The following is a 20,862-nucleotide window of genomic DNA, read 5'->3' as shown; positions in this document are numbered from 1 at the left end:
GCGGTGGGGACGTCGGTCACGCGAGCGCGACCGTACGATCGATAGTTGTGAACTATGAGCTGAGCGACCACCCCGACCGAATCGATGTTGACACGGTGTGGGAGTTCCTCTCCACCGAGGCGTACTGGGGCCGCTCCCGCAGCAGGGACGACGTTGAGCGCCAGGTTGAGGGCGCATGGCGAGTCGTGGGCGCGTACGAAGCGGGCACCAACGCTCTCGTCGGTTTCGCCCGTGCCGTGTCAGACGGCGTGGGATTTGCCTACCTCGCCGACGTCTTCGTGCTGCCGGCGCACCGCGGCAACGAACTGGGCAAGCGCATCGTGTCGGCGATGATCGACGAGGGACCGGGAGCCAACTTCCGCTGGACGCTCTTCACCGGCGACGCACACGACCTGTACCGCCAATTCGGCTTCACCGAACCCGACACCACCGCCATGGTGCGCCCGGCCCGAACCCCCTGCTGGGCTGTCGGCGGCCTGCCCTATCGTGATGGGCATGACAACGGATGTCGCACTCCGCACCGTCTCGGTGGCCGAAGTTCCCTGGGACGACGTGCGCGCTGTATTCGGCACCCGCGGCGACCCCGCCTCGTGCTGGTGCCAGTGGTTCAAGATGCCGAACGCGGAATTCAAAACGATGACCAAGGATGCCGCGAGCGCCAGGTTGCGCGAGCAGGTGACCCGTCAGCCGGCGCCCGGCGTGATCGCCTACCTCGGCGACGAGGCCGTCGGCTGGTGCGCGGTGGAGCCCCGTCCGAACTACAGCCGGCTGCTGCGCTCGAAAATCGTGCAGGCTGGCAGCCCGGAACCGATGGATGACGCCTCGGTCTGGGCGGTCACCTGCTTCGTGGTGCGCGTGGGGTTTCGCCGGCGGGGCATCGGCGGCGCGCTGCTTGACGCGGTGATCGAGCAGGCGCGGGCCGGCGGCGCTCGGCTGTTGGAGGGGTACCCGGTGGATGTTGCGCAACGCCAGGGTGCGCCATCCGCTGAGCTCTATGTCGGAACGGTGACCCTGTTCCAGCGTGCCGGGTTCACCGTGACGGCTCGACCAAAACCCGATCGGGCGGTGATGACCATGAAGCTCTAGTTGCCGTCCAGCTGATCGCGCAGGGCTGGCCAGGAACGTTCGAATCCCGGATGCAGCGGGAGGGCGTCCACGTCGGAGATCGGCACCCAGCGCAGTTCCGCGCTCTCCGGGTCACTGATCACCGGCTCAAACGCGCGCACGGCCTCGGCGACGACGGTGGTGTACGACCAGAAGCCGAGATCGAACACCGACGTACTGATCAGTTTCAGCGCATCGGAGGGGACTCCGGCTTCCTCGAGCGCTTCGCGCAGTGCGCCGTCGATGGCGCTCTCGCCGTCCTTGAGCGCACCGCCGGGTAGCCCCCAGGTGCCGCCGAAGTGGCTCCACTGCACACGGTGCTGCATCAGGATGCCGAGCTCACGGTGCCACGCCAGTAGGCCGGCTGCGCCGAAGCGTCCCCAGAAGCGGCGGCCGTCCGGGCCTTCCACCCAAGCATCGCCGCTGTCGCGGACCGGGTACCCGGGCGGTCCTGGTGCGGTGCTATCAGACATTCGCCAAGGATAGCGGGGCGGGCTGATCGTAAGGTGGTCGAATGACCTACTCTGCGGCATCCGATCGCTACGACCAGATGGAGTACCGGCACACCGGGCGCAGCGGGCTCAAGCTGCCCGCCCTGTCGCTCGGCCTGTGGCAGAACTTCGGAGACGACAAGCCGGGCGAGGTGCAGCGTGCGATCCTGCGCCGCGCGTTCGACCGCGGAGTGACGCATTTCGACCTGGCCAATAACTACGGTCCGCCATACGGCCAGGCGGAACTCAACTTCGGTCAGGCGCTGCGCACCGACTTCGCGCCGTACCGCGACGAGCTGATCATCTCGACCAAGGCGGGCTGGGACATGTGGGCCGGGCCGTACGGACAGGGCGGCGGGTCCCGCAAGTACGTGCTGTCCAGCCTGGACCAGTCGCTGCAGCGGCTCAACCTCGACTACGTCGACATCTTCTACAGTCACCGATTCGACCCGGACACGCCGATCGAAGAGACCATGATGGCGCTCGATCAGGCGGTGCGCTCCGGTCGCGCACTGTATGTCGGGATCTCCTCGTACTCGGCGGCGAAGACCCGCGAGGCCGCCACCATCGCCCGGGAGCTCGGCACGCCGCTGCTGATCCACCAGCCGTCGTACTCCATGCTGAACCGCTGGATCGAGCCCGACCTGCTCGATGAGCTGTCGACGCAGGGCATGGGATGCATCGTCTTCACCGCGCTCGCGCAAGGGCTGTTGACCGGCAAGTACCTGGCCGGCGTGCCCTCCGACTCGCGCGGGTCGCGGCCCGGCACGCTGAAGCCGGAACACCTCGACGAGGCGATCCTGACGCGAGTGCGCGGGCTGAACGAGATCGCCGAGGCGCGCGGTCAGCAGCTCGCCCAGCTGGCGCTGCAGTGGGCGCTGCGGGATCCGCGGGTGACCTCGGCGGTGATCGGCGCATCGTCGGTGGAGCAGCTCGACATGAACCTCGACGCCCTGAACGGGCCGCCGCTGTCGACCGATGAGCTGGCGGCAATCGACCGGTTCGCGGTCGACTCGGGTATCAACCTGTGGGCGGAGCAGACCGCGGAGTAGGCGTGTTACGTGGGCTGCACGTTGTGGTTGCGCGAGAACAGGTTCTGCGGGTCCCAGTCGCGCTTTACTGCCGCCAGTCGTGCGCGAATTTCGGGCGGATACACCTTCTTGGCGAATGAGGGCTCGACCGATACCGAGAAGTTGCCGTAGATGCCATGCCCACGCGCTTCAATCGCGTCCCACTGCTGCTCGACGACGTCCCGAGCCGGAGCGCCGGGCATGCCGGGGATGTCGAACACTCCGGCCATCACGAAGAACTCCGCGTCGCGAGCGGGGAACGCCGAGTCCGCCTGGGCGACGTCACTGAAGGCGCCCCCGAGCGTCCGCAAGAACAGCACCGACATCGGATACGCCTCACGGAACCCCGCGAGATCGTCGATGAGCGCATCATCCAGTTCGCGCACCAGGGTGTTGCCGCCGATGAAACCTGGCATCGGGGCATCCGGGTCGGCGGGCGGTGCCTCGAGCAGGATGTCGCGGTAGGGCCGCACTCCGATGTCGGTCACCTTCATTCCGTCCACTGTCCTGAGCGGAGCCAGCGTTCGCCGGGCGTGCTCGGCGTCGTCCCCGATCACGCACGCGCTGATCGTCACGCCCGCTGGTGCGCTCGGGTCGATCGGCGGCACATCCATGTAGGTGGCCGTGACATCGCGCGGCGCTTCACGCATCAGATCACGCAGCGCGCGCAAGGCAGCGCGCGGGTCGCCGTCGACTTCGAACGTCGCGAACACGACCGCGGGAAGCGGATGCGCGGCGAAGTCGAACCGGGTGACGATGCCGAAGTTTCCGCCGCCTCCGCGCAGTGCCCAGAACAGCTCCGGATGCGACCGCGCCGACACTTCGAGGATGTCGCCGGTAGCGGTGACGAGCTGCACGCCGACCAATTGGTCGGCGGCGAGTCCCCAGGCTCGCACCATCCAGCCGATGCCGCCACCGAGGGTGAGACCGCCGACACCAACCGACGCGGTGTCGCCCGCGCTGATGCCGAGGTCGTGCTCGGCGAGGGCGCTCGCCACGGCACCCCACGTGGCGCCGCCACCGAGGTGCGCGGTCGTGCCGGTGATCGTGATGTCATCGAGCGGGCTGAGATCGACGAGCACCCCGCCGGGAACGCTCCCCCACGCGCTGTGGCCGCCGCCGCGGACCGCGATGGGCAGCCCGGAGCGCACGGCGTGCTGGACGGCGGCCGCGACATCCGACACCGATCTCGCCCGCACGATCATGTCGGGCTCGGTCGGGCCGGCGTGTGAGTGCCGGGCGGTCTCCCAGTCGTCATCGCCGGGGGTGATGACCTCGGCGAGTGAACGCAATTCCTCGAGCATCATGGGCGTCAGATTACGCGCCGACAGGGGCGCTGTCTGCCCGTTGACGGAGCGGGTTTCGAGACGCTCGCTGGCGCTCGCTCCTCAACCTGGGGTGAGGAGCGAGCACGCGGTTAGGCGCGCTTGCGCTTCTCCCGCACTCGCATGTTGACGACGATCGGGGTGCCCTCGAAGCCGTAGATCTCGCGCAGGCGGCGCGTGATGAACCGGCGGTAGCCGGGGTCGAGGAATCCGGTGGTGAACAGCACGAATGTCGGCGGACGCGATGCCGCCTGGGTGCCGAACAAGATGCGCGGCTGCTTGCCACCGCGCAACGGGTGCGGGTGCTCGGCGACGAGCTCGGAGAGCAGCGCGTTGAACTTGCCGGTGGGGATGCGGGTGTCCCACGACTCGAGCGCGACCTCGAGGGCGGGGACCAGCTTCTCCATGTGACGGCCGGTGCGTGCCGAGATGTTGACGCGCGGCGCCCACGACACGTGCGAGAGGTCCTGTTCGATCTCCCGTTCGAGCAGGTGGCGACGCTCGTCGTCGAGCAGGTCCCACTTGTTGAAGGCGAGCACCAGGGCACGGCCGGACTCGAGCACCAGGTCGATGATGCGCACGTCCTGCACGCTGATCGGCTGGCTCACGTCGAGCATGACGACCGCCACTTCGGCCTTCTCCAGCGCGGTGGTGGTGCGCAGTGACGCGTAGAAGTCGGCGCCCTGCGCCAGGTGCACGCGGCGACGGATGCCGGCGGTGTCGACGAAGCGCCAGACCTTGCCGCCGATCTCCACCTGCTCGTCCACCGGGTCGCGGGTGGTTCCGGCGAGCTCGTTGACGACAACGCGCTCTTCACCGGCGGCCTTGTTCAGCAGGCTGGACTTGCCCACGTTCGGGCGTCCGAGGATGGCGACGCGACGGGGTCCGCCCACCTCTTCCTTGGCGACGGCTGACACCTTGGGCAGCACGGTGAGCAGGTGGTCGAGCAGGTCGGCCACTCCCCTGCCGTGCAGGGCGGACACCGGCCAGGGCTCGCCGAGTCCGAGGTTCCAGAGCACCGAGGCATCCGCTTCTTGACGGATATCATCGACCTTGTTGGCGGCGACGATGACGGGCTTGTTGGTGGCGCGCAGCATGCGCACCACGTGCTCGTCGGTGTCGGTGATGCCGACGTTCACGTCAACGACGAACAGCACGGCGTCGGCGAGGTCGACGGCGATCTCGGCCTGCGCGGCGACGGAGGCGTTGATGCCCTTGGCGTCGGGCTCCCAGCCGCCGGTGTCGACGAGGGTGAAGCGACGGTCGTTCCACTCCCCCTTGTACGACACCCGGTCGCGGGTGACACCGGGGGTGTCTTCGACCACGGCCTCGCGGCGGCCGAGGATGCGGTTGACCAGCGCCGACTTGCCCACGTTCGGGCGGCCGACAATCGCCAGCACCGGCAGGGCCGGCAGGTAGGTGATGGCATCCGGGTCTTCGGTGGCCGTGTCGAGGATGTCGATGTCTTCGTCATCGAGCTCGTAGTCGGCAAGGCCCGCGCGCAGCGCGTTGGCGCGTTGCGCCGCCTCCGACTCATCGAGGGCCGCGAGCCGATCAGCGAGGTGCTGGTCGAACTCGGGGAAGTCGTCGTTCTCTGCCATGGGGAATCCTTGTTCGTGGGCGCTTTAGGTTGTGCGAGCAGCGACCAGCTCGGTGACCGCGTGCACGGTCTGATCGAAGTCGAGGTGGGTGGAGTCAATGGTGACTACGCCATCCGCTGCGTTCATGAAGTCGACCACCTGGGAGTCCTGGCGGTCTCGCTTCTGCAGCTGTTCGGCGGTCTTCTGCAACGACTCGCCGACGAGTTCTGCCGAACGCCTCGCCATTCTAACTTCCTCATCGGCTGTAAGAAGAATCCGCACCGGAGCATCGGGGCAGACGACGGTGGTGATGTCGCGACCTTCGACGATGATTCCGGGACGATCGGATGCCACGATGACCGCCCTGAACAGCGAGGTGAGCTGTGCGCGCACCTGCGGGATGCGAGCGATCGCACTCACCGCGGCCGACACCCGGGGCTCCCGAATCGCGTCAGTGACGTCGTCGCCACCCACCCGCACGAAGTACTGATCCGGGTCGGTGCCAATCTCGTAGATGAACCGGTCCAGTGCCACGATCACAGAATCGGGGTGCTGGATGTCGATGCCCTGGTCAAGGCACCACCAGGCCAGCGCTCGGTATGCGGCCCCGGTGTCCTGGTAGGCGTAGCCGAGTTCGCGGGCCGCCGACTTGCTGACCGACGACTTGCCGCTGCCGGCCGGGCCGTCCACGGCGACGACGATACGGTGTGCTGTGCTGCCCGATCTCATGCGAATGCTCCCGCGATCTTCCAGCCCCGCAACTCGAGTTCGTCGACGAGGCGCTGTTCCACTTCGGGCAGCACCGAGATCTCGGCGAGTCCGATCTGTGCGCCCGGCGAGTGCTCGAGGCGCAGGTCTTCCATGTTCACGCCCACCTCACCGATGTCGGTGAGCAGCTGGGCGAGCTGGCCTGGCTTGTCGGCGACCATGACGACCAGTTGGCTGTACCGGCGGTCCTGGCCGTGCTTGCCCGGCACCCGGGCGACTCCGGTGTTGCCGGCCGCGATCGCCTCGGCGATGATCCGGCGGGCACCGGATGCCTCGGGGTCGTCGAGCGCGTCGATCACGGCGTCGAGGTCGGTGCGCAGCTTCTTCAGCACGTCCGCGGTCGGGCCGGCGTTGGCGCCGAGGATCTGCACCCAGAGCGACGGGTCGCCGGCGGCGATGCGGGTGACGTCGCGGAGTCCCTGACCGGCCAGCCCGATCGCGCCGCTGGTGCCGTCGATGAGGCGCGCAGCCATCATCGATGCGACGACCTGCGGCACGTGGGAGACCAGGGCGACGCTCTGGTCGTGTTCCTCCGCGGTCATCTCGATCGGCACCGCGCCCAGGTCGAGGATCATGTCCTCGATCGGGGCGGCGCGCTTGTACGTGATGTCGTCGTGCCCGGCGATCACCCAGGGCCGGCCGATGAACAGGTCGGCGCGGGCAGCGATCGGGCCGCCGCGCTCCCGCCCGGCCATCGGGTGGGTGCCGATGTACCGGCTGAGGTCGGCGCCGAGCTCGCGCAACTGCTGCAATGGCGCAGACTTCACGCTCGCGACATCCGTCACCAACGCGTCAGGGTATGCCGCCAGCTCCGTCGCGACCACGGTCGCGGTGACATCCGGCGGAACGCAGACGATCACGAGGCCAGGGGCGTCGCCCGCGGCCGGCGGCCGACCGGCGCCGTAGTCGATGGCCAGCTGAACCGATGACGGTGACACGTCGTCGAGGATCACGTCAACGCCGTGTTCCCGGAGGCCCAGGCCGATGCTGGTGCCGAGCAGGCCGCTGCCGACGATGCGGACTTGTTCGGTTAGGCGCCTCGTGCTCACTCGGGGGGTCCTTCTGTCGGGGTGTTCTCTGCGCGCGCGATGGTGAGCAGCTGGCCGAGTTCCACCTTAGTAAGGTCGCGCAGCTGCCCGACGGGCAGGGTACCGAGGTGCAGCGGGCCGAACTGGCGGCGCACCAGCTCCAGGACCGGGTGACCGACGGCATCCATCATCCGGCGGACGATGCGGTTGCGTCCGGAGTGCAGGGTGATCTCCACCATGCTCTGCCCGCGCGAGGGCTTGCCGATGATGCGCGCCTTGTCGGCGGCGATCGGGCCGTCGTCCACCTCGATGCCGGCGATCAGTTTCTTCAGGGTGGTGGGGGTGATCTCACCCTCGACCTTGGCAATGTAGGTCTTCATCACCCCGAACGACGGATGCGCCAGCACGTTGGCGAGTTCGCCGTCGTTGGTGAGCAGCAGCAGCCCGCTGGTGTCGGAGTCGAGCCGGCCGACGTTGAACAGCCGTTCCTCGTACCGGTTAGTGAAGGTGGTCAGGTCGGGGCGGCCGTGCTCGTCTTTCAGCGTGCTGACCACGCCGACCGGCTTGTTCAGCATCACGTACCGCCGGGAGGTGTCCAGCTGGATGGCGGTGCCGTCGAGGGTCACCCGGTCGACCAGCGGGTCGATGCGGCGTCCCGGCTCGGTGATGGTCTCCCCGTTGACGGCGACGCGTCCCGCGGCGATGTACTGCTCGCAGACGCGGCGGGAGGCGACCCCGGCCGCGGCCATTACTTTCTGGAGGCGTTCTCCGGTGGGTTCGTCAAAGGTCATCGAAGCCGTCCGATCCGTCGGTGAGCAGCGGCGAAATCGGCGGCAGCTCCTCGATCGAGTTGATGCCGAGCTGGCTGAGCAGCAGGGCGGTGGTTGCGTAGTGGATGGCGCCGGTCTCACTGTCGGTGAACGCCTCGGTGATGAGGCCGCGGCCGAGCAGGGTGCGCACCACGGAGTCTACGTTGACCGCTCGGATCGAGGCGACCTGGCCGCGACTGATCGGCTGCTTGTATGCGATCACCGCGAGGGTCTCGAGGGCGGCCTGCGACAGCTTGGTGGGGTTCTGGGTGAGCACGAAGTCACGCACGATGTCATCGTGCTCGTCGCGCACGTAGATCCGCCAGCCGCCGCCGACCTCGCGCAGCTGGAAGCCGCGCCGGATGCCGCCGTCCTCACCGTCGAAGTCGGAGACCAGGCGAGCAACCGCCGCGCGCACGAGGGCCACCGGCGCGCTGAGGGCGGTGGCGAGGTTCACGATGCTCTGCGGCTCGTCGGAGACCATCAGGATCGCCTCGAGGCGACGCTCCAACTCCAGCGGTTGTTCGTTAGCTTCCATAGTCGGCTCCCAGGTTGGCGAGGCTCTCCTCCGACCAGGATTCCGCGGTCCAGCGGATGGTCAGCTCACCGAGCGGTTCGAGTTGGTCGAATGAGATTGACGCGTGCCGGTACAGCTCCAGGATGGCGAGGAACCGGGCGATGATCACGCCCTTCTGCTCGGCCCCGGCGATCAACTGACGAAACGTCATCGGTTCGCCGCGGCGCAGCATCGCGACCACGTGGGCCGCCTGTTCCCGGATGCTGACCAGCGGCGCGTGCAGGTGGTCAAGGCCCACGGTGGGGATCTCGCGCGGGGTGAACGCCAGGGTGGCGACCGCGGCGAAATCGGCGGCGGAGAGGGTCCACACCAGTTCCGGGGTCTGCTTGCGGTACTTCTCCTCGAGTCGCACCGCCCGGAAGTGCCGGGTCGATTCTGTGCCGAATCGGCCGTCGAACCACTGCGCGGCTTCCTTGAACGCGCGGTACTGCAGCAGCCGGGCGAACAACAGGTCGCGGGCCTCGAGCAGCGCGACATCCTCGGCATCCACCAACTCACCTTGCGGAAGCAGTCCGGCGATCTTCAGGTCGAGCAGGGTCGCCGCGACCACCAGAAACTCGCTGGCGGTGTCGAGTTCCTTCTCGGTGTCGAGGCCGCGCAGATAGCTGATGAACTCGTCGGTCACCCGGCTGAGCGACACCTCGGTGATGTCCATCTCATGCTTCGAGATCAGCGAGAGCAGAAGGTCGAAGGGTCCGCTGAAGTTGTTCAGCGTGAGTGAGAACCCCGCCGGTTCGGCCGGCTCCAGCGCGACCGTGCGCTCAGGCGGCAGCGCCACGGAAGATCAACTCTCTGGCGAGCTGACGGTACGCTTCCGCCGCCGGGTGCTCCGGGGCGAAGTGGGTGATCGGCAAGGCGGCGACGGATGCGTCGGGGAACTTGACGGTGCGACCGATCACGGTCTCGAGCACCTTGTCATCGAACCGGTCGACGACGCGCTCGAGCACCTCACGCGAATGCAGGGTGCGGGAATCGAACATGGTGGCCACGATGCCGTCGAGGGTGATCGCCGGGTTCAGCCGGTCCTTGACCTTCTCGACGGTCTCGATCAGCAGGGCGACGCCGCGCAGCGCAAAGAACTCGCACTCCAGCGGGATCAGCACACCGTGCGCCGCGGTGAGCGCGTTCACGGTGAGCAGGCCGAGTGAGGGCTGGCAGTCGATCAGGATGATGTCGTAGTCGCCGGAGACCTGGCGCAGCACGCGGGCGAGGATCTGCTCGCGGGCCACCTCGTTGACCAGGTGCACCTCAGCGGCCGACAGGTCGATGTTCGCCGGGATCACGTCGAGGCCGGGCACGCTGGTCTGCACGATGGCGGACTTGGCGTCTTTAACGCTGCCGAGCAGGAGGTCGTAGATGGTGATGACGTCGTGGGTCTGCACACCGAGGCCCGCGGACAGGGCGCCCTGCGGGTCAAAGTCGATGGCGAGCACCTTGCGGCCGTAATCGGCGAACGCGGCTCCGACGCTGATGGTGGTGGTGGTCTTGCCCACGCCACCCTTCTGGTTGCAGAGGGCGATGATGCGGGCGGGGCCGTGGTTCTTCAGCGGCTGCGGAACCGGGAATGCGCGGGCGGGGCGACCGGTGGGACCGTTGACCGGTGCCGACGCGGGCGCTTCTGTCGACACTGCGCCGGGGCGTTCCGCTAGATCCCGCTTCACTGTCATGCCGAAAATTGTATCGGTCGGGCGCTGTGTACCCCGTCGCCACACGCGGCAGCGGCTCAGGTCACCTCGACCATCGGTTGAAGGTTGTGCGTGCTGGGAGGCCTGTTAGCGCGCCCGCGGATGCGCCGTTGTGTACATGTCGCGGAGGGTGTCTGCGGTCACCAGGGTGTAGATCTGGGTGGTTGCCACACTGGAATGCCCGAGCAGTTCCTGCACCACGCGCACGTCGGCGCCGCCCTCCAGCAGGTGCGTGGCGAACGAGTGCCGGAAAGTGTGCGGCGAGATCTCCAGCTCGAGCTTCGCCTTCTCGGCGGCGGCCCGGATGATCAGCCAGGCGTTCTGCCGTGATACCCGCTGCCCGCGGATGCCGAGGAAGAGTGCGGGGGTGGCCTTGCCGCGGACCGACAGGATGGGCCTGGCCCGCACCAGGTAGGCGTCAATTGCGGCCCGTGCGTAGCTGCCGAGCGGCACGATGCGCTGCTTGTTGCCCTTGCCGAGCAGCCGCACCACGTCACCGTCGACGACGTCGTCGACGTTCAGGCCGACCGCCTCCGAGACACGGGCGCCGGTGGCGTACAGCAGCTCGAGCAGCGCCTTGTCCCGGAGCGCTTGCATGTCGTCGCCGTCCACGGCGGCCAGCAGGGCAGACATCTGCTCGACCGTGATCGCCTTCGGTAGGCGCTCGGGCAGTTTCGGCGGCTTCGCCCGCGCCGCGACATCCTCGCTCACCAGCTCCTCGTCGAGCAGGAAGCGGTGGAAGCCGCGGATGGTCGACAGCATCCTGGCCAGCGAGGATGCGGTCAGCGGCGTCTCGGCGCGGGTGCGCAGCTGCTGCGTGAATCCGGTGATGTGGGCGGCGGTGATCGCGGTCGGCGCCATCACCCCATCGGCGGCAAGGAACGCGGAATATGCGGCGAGGTCGCGGCGGTATGCGGCGACGGTGTTCGTCGCCCGTCCGCGTTCGATCGCCAGGTGGCGGAGGTAGCGGTCCACCTCTACCGATAGCGGGGTCGGGTCAGCGCTGCTTGGCATGGGCGGTCAGCACCGCGATCTGCAGGATGGCGTTGCGCAGCCGACCGTCGAGCACGGCCTGAACCGCGTCATCCAGCGGCACCCACCTGGTGACGATGTGCGCTTCCTCCGCCTCCCGGTCGAACGTCTCGTGCGCGTCGCTGACCCCGGTGGCGAGATACACCGTGATGGCCTCGTCGCTGCCGCCCGGGCTTGGCGCGAACTCGGCCAGCACCGACCAGTGCGCCGCGACCAGGTCGACCTCCTCGGCGAGCTCACGCTGCGCGGCGACCAGCAGCGATTCCCCGTCGACGTCGAGCAGACCGGCCGGCAGCTCCCACTCGCGGGAACGAATCGGATGCCGGTACTGCTGAATCAGCAGCACCCGATCCTCGTCGTCGACGGCGAGCACCGCGACCGCGCCGGGGTGGCGCATGAACTCGCGGGTGATCTCCCCGTCGCCGTACTGGAACCGTTCACTCTGGATGTCCCACACCTTGCCGTGGAACACGCGCGAGCTGTCGAGCACCGTCACCGGCGTGGGTTCATCGGCGAGAGCCGGAACCTCAGGCACTGGCGCCCTCGGCGACCTCGGGAACCTCGAACAGCCGGCTGGCCTGCTGCCGTTCGATCGCGGCCTGCACCAGGCCGCGGAACAGCGGGTGCGCCCGGTTCGGACGCGAGCGCAGCTCGGGGTGCGCCTGGGTGGCCACGTAGAACGGGTGCACGTCGCGCGGCAGCTCGATGTACTCGACCAGGCTGCCATCAGGCGAGGTGCCAGAGAACTGCAGGCCGGCGTCGGCGATCTGCTGGCGGTAGGCGTTGTTGACCTCGTAGCGGTGACGGTGCCGTTCCGTGGCGGTGTCGGCGCCGTACAGTTCGGCGACGATCGAGCCGGGGGTGAGCGCGGCTTCGTACTGGCCGAGGCGCATGGTGCCGCCGAGGTCTCCGGCGGCGATGATGTCAACCTGCTCGGCCATGGTCGCGATCACCGGGAACTCGGTCTCGGGGTCGAACTCGGTGGACGAGGCGCCTGGCAGGTCCGCGGCATCCCGCGCATATTCGATCACCATGCACTGCAGGCCGAGGCACAGGCCGAGGGTCGGGATCTCGTTCTCGCGGGCGAACTTGAGCGCGCCGAGCTTGCCCTCGATGCCGCGCACGCCGAAGCCTCCGGGCACGCAGATGCCGTCGAGGTCGGACAGGTTCTTCGCGGCGCCCTCCGGCGTCTCGCAGGTGTCGGAGGCGATCCAGCGCAGGTTCACCTTGGTCTGGTGGGCGAAGCCGCCGGCGCGCAACGCCTCCGAGACCGACAGGTAGGCGTCGGGCAGGTCGATGTACTTACCGACCAGACCGATCGTGACCTCGTCCTTGGGGTCGTGCACCGCGTCGAGAACCTTCTGCCAGCCGTCCCACACCACCGGGCCGGCGGTCAGGTCGAGCTGGTCGATGATGTAGGCGTCCAGACCCTGCTCACGCAGCACGCTCGGGATGTCGTAGACGCTCTTCAGATCCGGGGTGTTCACCACCGCGTTCTCCTCGACGTCGCACATCAGCGCGATCTTGCGCTTGTTGGACTCGGTGACCGGACGGTCGCTGCGCAGCACCAACGCGTCGGGCTGGATACCGATCGAGCGCAACGTCGCAACGGAGTGCTGCGTCGGCTTGGTCTTCTGCTCCCCCGAGGCACCCATGAACGGCACCAGGGACACGTGCACAAAGAAGACGTTCTTGCGGCCGAGTTCGTGGCGCACCTGACGGGCGGCCTCCAGGAACGGCTGGCTCTCGATGTCGCCGACGGTGCCGCCCACCTCGGTGATGATCACGTCGGGCTGCGGCGTCTCGGTGGCCTGCAACCGCATGCGGCGCTTGATCTCGTCGGTGATGTGCGGGATGACCTGCACGGTGTCGCCGAGGTACTCGCCGCGGCGTTCCTTGGCGATCACCTGCGAGTAAATCTGGCCGGTGGTCACGTTCGCCGCCTGGCTCAGGTTGATGTCGAGGAACCGCTCGTAGTGCCCGATGTCGAGATCGGTCTCTGCGCCATCATCGGTGACGAAGACCTCACCGTGCTGGAACGGGTTCATCGTTCCGGGATCCACATTCAGGTAGGGATCCAGTTTCTGCATGACCACGCGGAGTCCGCGAGCGGTGAGCAGGTTTCCGAGACTGGCGGCCGTGAGCCCCTTACCGAGGGACGAAACGACACCACCGGTGACGAAAATGTGTTTAGTAGTTACCGCGCCTTGATTATCCACCACGGGGTTACATCGTATCCCACACCGCTGGCATTGACGGCTGCGAAACGCGCCGGGTCAGCCGCGCGCCGCGGCGCCGGCGAGTCCGAGCAGTTCCCGGGCGTGCGCCAGCCCACTCTCGGAATCGGACAATCCGCTCAGCAGCCGCGCCATTTCTTCGATCCGCTGCTCACCCTCCAGCTGCTGCACGCTCGACGCGGTAACCGCGCCGTCGCTGTCTTTCACCACGCGCAGATGGTTCGATGCAAACGCGGCGACCTGGGCCAGGTGGGTGACAACGATCACCTGGGAATTCTGGGCGAGCCTCGCCAGCCGCTTGCCGATCTCGATGGCGCTGGCCCCACCCACACCGGCATCCACCTCGTCGAAAATGAACGTGGGAACCGGATCGGCGGAGGCGATGACCACCTCAATGGCCAGCATCACCCGGGACAGTTCGCCCCCAGATGCGCCCTTGCCGAGCGGCCGCGGGTCGGCCCCAGCGTGCGGCTGCAGCTGGATCGACACCTGGTCCTTGCCGGTCAGCGAGTAATCCTCCCGGTCAGATACCTCGACCACGAGCCGCGCGTCGGGCATCGCCAGCGCCGCCAGCTCCTCGGTGACCTGCACCGCGAGTCGTTCCGCCGCCGCGCGCCGTGCCGCGCTCACCTGGGCGGCGTGCTGCTGCAGCAGTTCGAGGTCGTCGTCGACCTCGACGCGCAGCGTGTCGATGCGGTCGCTGTCGTTGTCCAGTTCGAGCAGCCGCGCGCTGCCGGTGTCGAGAAAGTCGATCACGTCATCGAGGGTCGGGCCGTACTTGCGGATCAACCCGGCCAGTTCGGCACGACGCTCCTGCACGCTCTCAAGCTGGCGGGTGGCGTCAGTGTCGAGGCCGTCGAGGTAGCCGGACAGTTGCACCGAGACATCCGACAGCTGGAAGGATGCCGCGGCCAGAGCCTCGGCGATCGGCGCGAGTTCCGGGTCGTGGGCGACCACCTTGTCGAGAGCGCGGCGGGCGTCTTCGATCAGCGCCAGCGCGTCACGGCCCTCGTCGCTGGGGTCGGCCGAGACGCTGTTGTGGGCCTGCACGGCGGCCACTCGCAGGTCTTCGAGGTTGGTGAGCCGGTCGGCCTGCTCGCCGAGCGCCACGTCCTCACCACGCTCGGGCGTCGCCGCCTCGATCTCGGCGATGCCGACCCGCAGTTGCTCGGCCTCGCGGGCACGCTGGTCTCGTTCCGTGATCAGCGCGTCGAGCTCGCCCTGGTTCGCCTGCCAGCGGCGGTACACCTGCTGATAGTCGCCCAGGACGGCCTGCAGATCTGCACCGGCGAAGCGGTCGAGGGCCTCGCGCTGCGCGGTCGCTGAACGCAGCCGCAGCTGGTCGGACTGCCCGTGCACCACCACCAGGTGCTCCCCCAGTTCGGTGAGCACTCCGGCGGGCGCGGAGCGTCCGCCGACCGCGGCGCGGCTCCGGCCCTCCTCGGAGATCGACCGGGTGAGCAGCAGCTCGGCCAGGCCCGCCCCGAAGGGTTCGACGTCGCCGCCGGCATCCCGCACCCGGTCGACGACCGGTCCGACATCCGGAACCTGCCAGTGTCCTTCGACGGTGGCCTGTCCGCTGCCGGCCCGCACGATGGAGCTGTCCGCACGGTCGCCGAGCAGCAGGCCGAGAGCGGTCACCACCATGGTCTTACCCGCACCGGTCTCACCGGTGAGGGCGGTGAATCCGGGGCCGAGCGGCAGGCGGGCCTCGCCGATCACCCCCAGGTTGCGGATCACGATCTCTTCGATCACTCGGCAACACCCTTATTCGTGCGGGGCCCGCGCCACCCGTGAATCGGCAGATTGAACTTGCCGACCAGGCGATCAGTGAACGGTCCAGGGTTCAGGCGAGCCAGCCGAACCGGGGTGGACGACCGACGTACGACCACACGTGCACCGCTGGGGAGGTCGAAGGTGCGTCGTCCATCGCACCACATCACGCCGGTGGTGTGGGTGCGGCTCAGCACCTCGACGGCGAGGGTGGAATCCGGTCCGACCACGAGCGGGCGGGAGAACAGCGCGTGGGCGTTCAGCGGAACGAGCAGCAAGGCGTCAAGGCTCGGCCACACGATCGGTCCCCCGGCTGAGAATGAGTATGCGGTGGACCCCGTCGGCGTCGACATGACCACGCCGTCGCAGCCGAAGCTCGACAGTGGTCTGCCGTCGACTTCGATGACCACCTCGAGCATTTTCTCGGGGCTGGCCTTCTCGACGGTGACCTCGTTGAGCGCCCAACTCTCGTAGACGACTTCGGAGTTCACCTTGGCGCGCACCCAGAGGGTCATGCGCTCTTCGACGAGGTAGTCGCGAGCGAGGGCGCGTTCCACCGTTGTTGTGAGGTCTTTGCGTTCGCTTTCGGCGAGGAAGCCGACGTGGCCGAGGTTGACGCCGAGCAGAGGGGCGGTGCAGTCGCGGATCATCTCGGCGGCGCGCAAGATGGTGCCATCCCCACCGAGCACGATGACCAGTTCCAGCTCGCCGACCTCGACGGTGCCGCCGAGCACCAGCGTGGATTCGAGGTCGGGGGCGACGGCGATCATTTCCTGCCGCTCGTCAAGGCTCAGCACGGGGATGGCGCCGGCAGACACCAGCTGGCGGCATACGGCGACCGCGGCCTCGAGCGAATCCTCGCGGCCGGTGTGTGCGACGACGAGGATGTATCGCTCAGCTGTCACGGGCACCATCCTTCTCTGGGTCGTCGGGTCGGCACGGGCTACACCATCGCAGCAACGCGCTCGTTCCATTCTGTCGGATTACTGCCGTGAACCCCGTTCAGCCAGACCAGGTATTCCCGGTTTCCGGCACCACCGGCGATCGGCGACGGCAGCAGACCCGCGGTGCCGAGTCCGAGGTCCCAGGCAGACCAGAGCACGCCGCTGATGGCGTCCTGGCGCAGGCCGACACTCCTGACGATGCCTTCCTTGATGCCGGTTCGTCCGACCTCGAACTGCGGTTTGATCAGCAGCACGAAGTCGGCGTCGGCGCCGCAGGTGTCCACCAGGGCCGGCAGCACCAGGCCGAGTGAGATGAAGGAGAGATCGCCGACCACCAGGTCGGGCTTTTCCGAGATGCCGGATGCCTCGGCCAGGGCTTCCGCGGTCATGAACCGGGCGTTGAAGCCTTCGACAACGCTCACCCGTGGGTCGGCGGCGAGTTCGGGCACCAGCTGAGCGTGACCGACATCGAGCGCGATCACCTGTCGCGCGCCGCGTTCCAGCAGCACCTGGGTGAAACCGCCGGTCGATGCCCCGACATCCAGCGCCAGCCGCCCGGCGACCGGCAGGGCGAAGCCGTCGAGGGCGGCGATCAGTTTGTGCGCGGCGCGGCTGACGTAGTGGTCGCTCTCGGCGACCTCGATGTTCTGTTCGTCGTCGACCTTCGCGGCGGCCTTCAGCGCCGGCTCGCCATCGACGGTCACCAGCCCGTCGGCGATCAGTTTCGCCGCGTGGGTGCGTGATCGGGCGAGTCCCCTGGCCGCCAGCGCGGCATCGAGCCGCTGCTCAGCCATGGAGGCGGGCGGTGTCCCGGTTTGTGGAGTCGGCGCGCAACGAATCGGCGCGCAGTGAATCAGCGCTGTCGAGCGCCGCCTTCAGCTCGTCGTGCAGCTGCAGGAACGCGGCCGCCCGTGCCTCAAGCGGCTGGTCCTCGATCAGGCTGAGGCGCGAGAGCAGCTCTTCGGTGTTCTCCTGGGTGGGCTCATCGGTCACCCGCCAAGGGTATCCCGGCGGGGCCGAGTTCCCCGACGGATGACCGCTGCGGCGGGCTACTTGCGCGGCCGTGGAATGCCCAGCCGGTCGAACAGCTCGCCGGGCACGTCGATGCCGTAGATCGCCAGTCCGGAGTTCCAGATCGCCCGGCTGGCGGCCCGCAGCAAATCGAGGCTCGACCCGCCCTCGCGCAGCACCTCAAGCCGGTTCCCGCGCATCACCACCACGGAGTCCCGCACGGTGACCGTGCCGTCGTCCGCGACATCCGCTACCGGGTATGGGTCGTGCAGCTCGCGTAGATCCTCGACGATGTAGGTGGGGCGGTCCTCCGCGGTCGCGGCCAGCACCTGCTTGGCGCCGTCGATGCCGGTGAGCACCAGCACGGAGTCCATGCCGACCCTGTTCGCACCACGGATGTCGGTGTCCAGCCGGTCGCCGATGAACAGCGGCTTCTCGGCGCCGAAGCGTTCGACGGCGGCGTGGAAGATGGGGGTCTCCGGCTTACCGGCGGTGACCGGCATCCGGCCCACGGCCGTGTGCACGGCCGACACCAGCGTGCCGTTGCCGGGGGCGACGCCACGCTCCTGCGGAATCGTCCAGTCGGTGTTCGTCGACACCCATGGGATTCCGCCGTGCAGGGCATACGACGCCTCGGCGAGCTGAGTCCAGCCCACCTCGGGTGAGAAGCCCTGGATGACCGCGGCCGGGTCGTCCTCGGCCGATCGGGTCACGATGAAGCCGGCCTTCTCGACCTCGTCCACCAGTCCCTCACCGCCGACCACCAACACCGTGGCGCCGGACGGCACCAGCTCGGCCAGCAGTTTCACCGCGGCCTGCGGTGAGGTGACCACGTCGTCCGCGGTAACGCTCAGGCCGAGGTTGGTGAGGTGCGCCGCCACGGATGCCGCGGTGCGCGCCGCATTGTTGGTGATGTAGCCGACACGCCCGGTCTCGGCCACGCGGTTGAGGCTCTCGATGGCGTGCGGGATCGGCCGCGGGCCCTTATACACGACGCCGTCGAGGTCGGCGAGGACCAGGTCGACCCCGGCGAGCGGCGTGCTACTCGTCGTCACTGTCTTTTGCGGGCTCAGCGTCTCCTGCGAGGTCGCTGTCTTCGGCGAGGTCGCTGCCTTCTGCGACGTCGCTGCCTTCGGCGACGTCGCTGTCTTCGGCGAAGTCAGCGTCTCCTCCGAGGTCACTGTCTCCTTCTGCAAGGTCGATCTCCTCTTCAGAAATTTCAATGACATCTTCCTCTTCTGGATTCTCTGCCTGGCCCAGCGCTTCGCTGGCCCGCTCGGAACGCTGCAGCCACTCCTGTGCTTCTTCGTCGCGGCCGAGCTCCTCGAGCACCGTGGCGTACGCGTCGAACAGCGCGGGGCTGTACGAAAACGCGGTGTTCGGGTCGAGCTGCGGGATTTGCAGCTCGCCGAGTGCGGCGTCTGGCTGCTCGAGGTCAAGCCGGGCACCGGACATCGCGATGGCGAGTGCCACCTGAACGGCATCCGGCAGGTTGGCGCGCGGCACGGAACGGCCCAGTTCGAGGGCACGATCGGGTCGACCGATCCCCCGCTCGCTGTCGACCATCATCGGCAGCTGGTCGTCACGTCCGGTGATGCGGCGGTAAGTCCTGAACTCACGGAGCGCCAGGTTGAAGTCGCCGATGGCATAGGCGGTGATCGCGAGCGTCTCACGTACCACGCCGATACGGCCGGCGCGGCGAGCCGCGGATGTCGCGTGCTGGTGGGCGAGCTCGGGATTTTCTTCGATCAGCCTGGTCACCATCACGAGATGGCGCGCGACCTGCTCGGCGTTCTCCTTGCTCAGGGTCTTCAGCTCGTTGCGGGCAATCCGGTCGAGCTCCTTCGCCTCGATCGAGTCCGGAATGGCCGGATCGTCGTGGTGAACGCGTACCGACTTCGTGCCGAACGGGTCGCGATCCTCCGGGGTTTCCCGGTCGCGGGAGTCGTAGTCGCCGCGGGCAGGCTTGCCCTCGCGGGTCCACAGGCGACGCTCGTTGTCGCCACCGCGGCCACCACGGTCGTCGCGGCCGGCTCCGTGCTGCGGGCGATCGCTCGAACGCTGCGGACGGTCACCCTCACGGCGGGGTCGGTCGTCGCGGAACGGCCGGTCGCCGGAACGCTGCGGACGCTCAGTGCGCGGCCCATCGCGGTGCGGACGGTCACCACCGGCGGGGCGGAACGGCTTGTCACCGTCGCGGCGCGGACGATCGTCGTTGCTGCGGTGCGGCCGGTCGCCGGACGGGCGTCCTTGGTAGCCGCCCTCGCGGGGCGGACGCTCGTCGTTGCTGCGGTAGGGCCGGTCCCCCGACGGGCGTCCCTGGTAGCCACCCTCGCGGCGCGGCTTGTCATCGGAGCCACGGTACGGAGGACGATCGCCGTCACGACGCGGCGGACGCTCATCGTTGCTGCGGTGCGGCCGGTCACCGGACGGACGTCCCTGATAGCCACCCTCGCGGCGCGGCTTGTCATCGGAGCCACGGTACGGAGGACGATCGCCGTCACGACGCGGCGGACGCTGATCGTTGCTGCGGTGCGGCCGGTCACCGGACGGACGACCTTGGTAACCGCCCTCGCGGCGCGGCTTGTCATCGGAGCCACGGTACGGAGGACGGTCACCGTCACGACGCGGCGGACGCTCATCGTGGCTCCGGTTCGGGCGGTCACCCTGAGGGCGCCCCTGATAGCCGCCCTCGCGGCGCGGCTTGTCATCGGAGCCACGGTACGGAGGACGATCACCGTCACGACGCGGACGCGAGTCATTACTCCGGTTCGGTCGGTCGCCTTGACCGCCGCTGCCCTGCGGGCGCCCCTGGTAGCCGCCCTCGCGACGCGGCCCGTCAGTACGGTCGCCTTCGCGACGCGGACGATCCGTACGGTCGCCTTCGCGGTGCGGTCGGTCCTGACGGTCACGGTCCTGGCTACCGCCATCGCGGCGCGGACGGTCGTCGTTTCCGCGGGCGGGCTTGTCGCCGTCGCGGCGCGGTTTAAAGTCGCCAGCGCCCGAGGGGTTTCCCCGTGGCGGCCGGCCCGAATCTGACCTGCGGCCCTGCGGCGTTTCACCGGGACGCTTGGGCCGTTCTCCGGAATCGCTCATGGGGGTTCTCCTCTGGGTGTAGCTGCTCTGTGTGATTATCTGCCGCGGGACTGTGCACCGCGTGCTTTTTGTGTGCCGCGCCCGTGGCGCGTTCTGATGTGTTAAATGGAAATGGCCACCCTATCGGGTGGCCATTTCGCTAAAAGAAGTCCGGCGGTGTCCTACTCTCCCACAAGGTCCCCCTTGCAGTACCATCGGCGCAGAGAGTCTTAGCTTCCGGGTTCGGAATGTAACCGGGCGTTTCCCTCTCGCTATGGCCGCCGAAACACTATTGATTTGTGTCGTTGCGGACACAACAAAAACATGTTGTGTGCGCGGTTCCCGACCGTAAA

Annotated in this window: 22 protein-coding genes, 1 rRNA gene and 1 pseudogene; 4 read left to right on the top strand and 20 right to left on the bottom strand. The window is 68.1% G+C overall.

The window, feature by feature from the left end:
- Positions 1–47: 47 nt before the first annotated feature.
- A pseudogene (locus tag HCT51_RS06070) lies at positions 48–359 on the top strand (GNAT family N-acetyltransferase); the annotation flags it as partial.
- Here HCT51_RS06070 and HCT51_RS18845 read toward each other — a convergent pair.
- Positions 240–497 (bottom strand): hypothetical protein, encoded by a 258-nt coding sequence (locus HCT51_RS18845; protein WP_255523549.1) that lies wholly within the window; start codon positions 495–497, stop codon positions 240–242. The pseudogene HCT51_RS06070 and the gene HCT51_RS18845 sit on opposite strands and share 120 nt — an antisense overlap.
- Between HCT51_RS18845 and HCT51_RS06065 the strand changes: the two genes are divergently transcribed.
- Positions 496–1,086: a GNAT family N-acetyltransferase gene (locus HCT51_RS06065; RefSeq protein ID WP_166880864.1), complete on the top strand. Its 591-nt coding sequence runs from the start codon at positions 496–498 to the stop codon at positions 1,084–1,086. The two genes, HCT51_RS18845 and HCT51_RS06065, sit on opposite strands and share 2 nt — an antisense overlap.
- Here the strand turns inward: HCT51_RS06065 and HCT51_RS06060 are convergent.
- Positions 1,083–1,577 (bottom strand): NUDIX domain-containing protein, encoded by a 495-nt coding sequence (locus HCT51_RS06060; RefSeq protein WP_166880866.1) that lies wholly within the window; start codon positions 1,575–1,577, stop codon positions 1,083–1,085. The genes HCT51_RS06065 and HCT51_RS06060 overlap by 4 nt on opposite strands.
- Before the next feature lie 41 nt (positions 1,578–1,618).
- Between HCT51_RS06060 and mgrA the strand changes: the two genes are divergently transcribed.
- Complete coding sequence (gene mgrA, locus HCT51_RS06055) at positions 1,619–2,647, top strand: L-glyceraldehyde 3-phosphate reductase (protein WP_166880869.1); 1,029 nt, start codon at positions 1,619–1,621, stop codon at positions 2,645–2,647.
- 5 nt (positions 2,648–2,652) lie between these two features.
- Here mgrA and HCT51_RS06050 read toward each other — a convergent pair whose 3' ends face one another.
- From HCT51_RS06050 to HCT51_RS18695, 17 genes are all read right to left on the bottom strand, one after another.
- Positions 2,653–3,972 carry an FAD-binding oxidoreductase gene (locus HCT51_RS06050; protein WP_166880871.1) on the bottom strand — a complete coding sequence of 440 codons (1,320 nt, stop codon included), beginning with the start codon at positions 3,970–3,972 and terminating at the stop codon, positions 2,653–2,655.
- 110 nt (positions 3,973–4,082) lie between these two features.
- A complete protein-coding gene (gene der / locus HCT51_RS06045) occupies positions 4,083–5,591 on the bottom strand; it encodes a ribosome biogenesis GTPase Der (protein WP_166880873.1) in 1,509 nt (502 codons plus the stop codon).
- Positions 5,592–5,615: 24 nt separating this feature from the next.
- Positions 5,616–6,299 (bottom strand): (d)CMP kinase, encoded by a 684-nt coding sequence (cmk, locus tag HCT51_RS06040; RefSeq protein WP_166880876.1) that lies wholly within the window; start codon positions 6,297–6,299, stop codon positions 5,616–5,618.
- Positions 6,296–7,387: a prephenate dehydrogenase gene (locus HCT51_RS06035; RefSeq protein WP_166880879.1), complete on the bottom strand. Its 1,092-nt coding sequence runs from the start codon at positions 7,385–7,387 to the stop codon at positions 6,296–6,298. Before HCT51_RS06035 ends, cmk begins: the two co-directional genes overlap by 4 nt.
- Positions 7,384–8,157 (bottom strand): pseudouridine synthase, encoded by a 774-nt coding sequence (locus tag HCT51_RS06030; protein ID WP_166880881.1) that lies wholly within the window; start codon positions 8,155–8,157, stop codon positions 7,384–7,386. The genes HCT51_RS06035 and HCT51_RS06030 overlap by 4 nt, the downstream gene beginning before the upstream one ends.
- Entirely contained in the window at positions 8,147–8,713 is a 567-nt protein-coding gene (gene scpB / locus HCT51_RS06025) for an SMC-Scp complex subunit ScpB (protein WP_166880883.1), read from the bottom strand. Before scpB ends, HCT51_RS06030 begins: the two co-directional genes overlap by 11 nt.
- Entirely contained in the window at positions 8,703–9,530 is an 828-nt protein-coding gene (locus tag HCT51_RS06020) for a segregation and condensation protein A (RefSeq protein WP_224760702.1), read from the bottom strand. The genes scpB and HCT51_RS06020 overlap by 11 nt, the downstream gene beginning before the upstream one ends.
- Positions 9,514–10,419: a ParA family protein gene (locus tag HCT51_RS06015; RefSeq protein WP_166880885.1), complete on the bottom strand. Its 906-nt coding sequence runs from the start codon at positions 10,417–10,419 to the stop codon at positions 9,514–9,516. Before HCT51_RS06015 ends, HCT51_RS06020 begins: the two co-directional genes overlap by 17 nt.
- A 105-nt stretch (positions 10,420–10,524) precedes the next feature.
- On the bottom strand, positions 10,525–11,451 hold the full coding sequence (gene xerD / locus HCT51_RS06010; RefSeq protein ID WP_166880887.1) for a site-specific tyrosine recombinase XerD: 927 nt from the start codon (positions 11,449–11,451) through the stop codon (positions 10,525–10,527).
- On the bottom strand, positions 11,435–12,004 hold the full coding sequence (locus HCT51_RS06005; protein WP_224760701.1) for an NUDIX domain-containing protein: 570 nt from the start codon (positions 12,002–12,004) through the stop codon (positions 11,435–11,437). Before HCT51_RS06005 ends, xerD begins: the two co-directional genes overlap by 17 nt.
- On the bottom strand, positions 11,997–13,691 hold the full coding sequence (locus HCT51_RS06000; protein WP_191413784.1) for a CTP synthase: 1,695 nt from the start codon (positions 13,689–13,691) through the stop codon (positions 11,997–11,999). Before HCT51_RS06000 ends, HCT51_RS06005 begins: the two co-directional genes overlap by 8 nt.
- Positions 13,692–13,745: 54 nt before the next feature.
- On the bottom strand, positions 13,746–15,461 hold the full coding sequence (recN, locus tag HCT51_RS05995; RefSeq protein WP_166880890.1) for a DNA repair protein RecN: 1,716 nt from the start codon (positions 15,459–15,461) through the stop codon (positions 13,746–13,748).
- Positions 15,458–16,384 carry an NAD kinase gene (locus HCT51_RS05990; protein WP_224760700.1) on the bottom strand — a complete coding sequence of 309 codons (927 nt, stop codon included), beginning with the start codon at positions 16,382–16,384 and terminating at the stop codon, positions 15,458–15,460. Before HCT51_RS05990 ends, recN begins: the two co-directional genes overlap by 4 nt.
- A gap of 38 nt (positions 16,385–16,422) precedes the next feature.
- Complete coding sequence (locus HCT51_RS05985) at positions 16,423–17,217, bottom strand: TlyA family RNA methyltransferase (RefSeq protein ID WP_166880902.1); 795 nt, start codon at positions 17,215–17,217, stop codon at positions 16,423–16,425.
- Positions 17,210–17,416, bottom strand: coding sequence for a hypothetical protein (locus HCT51_RS05980; protein WP_166880859.1), 207 nt, complete (start codon positions 17,414–17,416; stop codon positions 17,210–17,212). Before HCT51_RS05980 ends, HCT51_RS05985 begins: the two co-directional genes overlap by 8 nt.
- Before the next feature lie 56 nt (positions 17,417–17,472).
- A complete protein-coding gene (locus HCT51_RS05975) occupies positions 17,473–18,489 on the bottom strand; it encodes an HAD-IIA family hydrolase (protein WP_224760699.1) in 1,017 nt (338 codons plus the stop codon).
- Positions 18,476–19,198 carry a tetratricopeptide repeat protein gene (locus HCT51_RS18695; RefSeq protein WP_224760698.1) on the bottom strand — a complete coding sequence of 241 codons (723 nt, stop codon included), beginning with the start codon at positions 19,196–19,198 and terminating at the stop codon, positions 18,476–18,478. Before HCT51_RS18695 ends, HCT51_RS05975 begins: the two co-directional genes overlap by 14 nt.
- Before the next feature lie 6 nt (positions 19,199–19,204).
- Between HCT51_RS18695 and HCT51_RS05970 the strand changes: the two genes are divergently transcribed.
- Positions 19,205–20,473: a hypothetical protein gene (locus HCT51_RS05970; RefSeq protein WP_166880906.1), complete on the top strand. Its 1,269-nt coding sequence runs from the start codon at positions 19,205–19,207 to the stop codon at positions 20,471–20,473.
- A gap of 205 nt (positions 20,474–20,678) precedes the next feature.
- Here HCT51_RS05970 and rrf read toward each other — a convergent pair.
- Positions 20,679–20,795 (bottom strand): 5S ribosomal RNA (gene rrf, locus HCT51_RS05965).
- Positions 20,796–20,862: the final 67 nt, after the last annotated feature.

The sequence above is a fragment of the Salinibacterium sp. ZJ450 genome (genome assembly GCF_011751885.2).
Classification (GTDB): domain Bacteria; phylum Actinomycetota; class Actinomycetes; order Actinomycetales; family Microbacteriaceae; genus Ruicaihuangia.
This window is presented reverse-complemented; position numbering and strand designations above follow the sequence as displayed.

Bases quoted from the DNA above. Each gene is read 5' to 3' on its own strand.
- HCT51_RS06065 (WP_166880864.1), top strand. From the start codon at position 496: ATGACAACGGATGTCGCACTCCGCACCGTCTCGGTGGCCGAAGTTCCC.
- HCT51_RS18845 (WP_255523549.1), bottom strand. From the start codon at position 497: ATGCCCATCACGATAGGGCAGGCCGCCGACAGCCCAGCAGGGGGTTCG.
- HCT51_RS06060 (WP_166880866.1), bottom strand. From the start codon at position 1,577: ATGTCTGATAGCACCGCACCAGGACCGCCCGGGTACCCGGTCCGCGAC.
- mgrA (WP_166880869.1), top strand. From the start codon at position 1,619: ATGACCTACTCTGCGGCATCCGATCGCTACGACCAGATGGAGTACCGG.
- HCT51_RS06050 (WP_166880871.1), bottom strand. From the start codon at position 3,972: ATGATGCTCGAGGAATTGCGTTCACTCGCCGAGGTCATCACCCCCGGC.
- der (WP_166880873.1), bottom strand. From the start codon at position 5,591: ATGGCAGAGAACGACGACTTCCCCGAGTTCGACCAGCACCTCGCTGAT.
- cmk (WP_166880876.1), bottom strand. From the start codon at position 6,299: ATGAGATCGGGCAGCACAGCACACCGTATCGTCGTCGCCGTGGACGGC.
- HCT51_RS06030 (WP_166880881.1), bottom strand. From the start codon at position 8,157: ATGACCTTTGACGAACCCACCGGAGAACGCCTCCAGAAAGTAATGGCC.
- scpB (WP_166880883.1), bottom strand. From the start codon at position 8,713: ATGGAAGCTAACGAACAACCGCTGGAGTTGGAGCGTCGCCTCGAGGCG.
- HCT51_RS06015 (WP_166880885.1), bottom strand. From the start codon at position 10,419: ATGACAGTGAAGCGGGATCTAGCGGAACGCCCCGGCGCAGTGTCGACA.
- xerD (WP_166880887.1), bottom strand. From the start codon at position 11,451: ATGCCAAGCAGCGCTGACCCGACCCCGCTATCGGTAGAGGTGGACCGC.
- HCT51_RS05985 (WP_166880902.1), bottom strand. From the start codon at position 17,217: ATGGCTGAGCAGCGGCTCGATGCCGCGCTGGCGGCCAGGGGACTCGCC.
- HCT51_RS18695 (WP_224760698.1), bottom strand. From the start codon at position 19,198: ATGGTGACCAGGCTGATCGAAGAAAATCCCGAGCTCGCCCACCAGCAC.
- HCT51_RS05970 (WP_166880906.1), top strand. From the start codon at position 19,205: ATGGCGCGCGACCTGCTCGGCGTTCTCCTTGCTCAGGGTCTTCAGCTC.